Origin of the sequence: Bathymodiolus heckerae thiotrophic gill symbiont, assembly GCF_900128515.1 — a bacterium.
Taxonomy (GTDB): Bacteria; Pseudomonadota; Gammaproteobacteria; order PS1; family Pseudothioglobaceae; genus Thioglobus_A.
Genome location: NZ_FQTP01000212.1, coordinates 1 through 1,233 on the forward strand (window position 1 = coordinate 1; position 1,233 = coordinate 1,233).

Sequence of the window (1,233 nt, forward strand, 5' to 3'; positions counted from 1 at the left end):
GAGCAGGGTTTTGTGCGTAGTTGAGACGGACGCAGGGCGGCCAGGGCATCTCCCATTCGCTGCGTAGGCGAATGAATTATGGCGACAGGAGTCCCAAAATTTCGTGAGGTAGCATGGCGCGCCTGATGCGCTCGGCTTTCTTTTTTGGATATTTTGGGAACGATGATAAACAAAGAAAATTAACAATATTTGAAGTTATCCACTTATCCACAGGCTGCAAAGCCTAGTGTTATAAATGTTAATAATAGTGTTATAGTGTTACCAAATTACGGAAAATATATTTTTTGTTAAATAACAATGTGTTGTGAACAATAAAAACAAGTAAGTGTATCTGAAATGACGAATATCTGTATCTGAAATGACGAATATCTGTATCTGAAGTGACGAAGTGTATCTGAAGTGACGAACAAAGCCTTGTTTGTATTTGAAATGACGAGGAATAACTTGCTTTTGTATTTGAAATGACGAAGAATAACATCTTTTTTGTATTTGAAATGACGAAGTGTATCTGAAATGACGAACAAAAATAATATTTTAGATACATTTTTCAAAAAGGAGTTTTCAGTATGGCTAATCCCCTCTTACCAGTCCGGCACCCTGAAAAAGATTTATTCATTTGTGACTTTGGCGAAGTCATACCAAAAAGCGATATAGCAAGCATGGAACATCCGCTTTTTACACTTTCCACAAAACCAGATACAGCTATAAGAAATTATGAACATAATGGTAATACGGTACGAATTGCCCCTAGTGCTTACGGCTTAGCTACTATTCACGATAAAGATATTTTAATTTATTGCATTTCCCAACTTATGGCAGGACTTAACCAAGGAGAAACACCAAGCCGAAAGATACGCTTTAAAGCTCATGATTTACTTGTAACAACCAACCGCCAAACCAGTGGACAAGGTTATAAATTGCTACGGCAAGCCTTTGATCGTTTACATGGTACAAGCATCACAACCAATATAAAAACTAATGGGCAAGAAGTCATTGAAGGCTTCCATATTATTGATGCTTATAAAATTGTTATTGATGATCCAAAAACAAAGCGGATGATTGAGCTTGAAGTAACTCTCTCTGAATGGCTTTATAACTCGGTTATAGGGGTCCTGTGGAAGAACCCCCAAAAGTGTTCGTTCTGAGCTAAGTCACTTTCCAGAAGTGCCGTTTTAAATGTTCTTCAAGCTCATTTGCCATCGCATCAACATCAATATCTCCATTGCTTTTTCT

The 1,233-nt window shown here is 37.6% G+C and carries 1 pseudogene; it reads left to right on the forward strand.

Annotation, left to right across the window (positions count from 1 at the left end):
* Window positions 1-566: 566 nt before the first annotated feature.
* Window positions 567-1,109 (forward strand): annotated as a pseudogene (locus BTHERMOSOX_RS11315) (replication initiator protein A); the annotation flags it as partial.
* Between the last annotated feature and the right edge of the window lie 124 nt (window positions 1,110-1,233).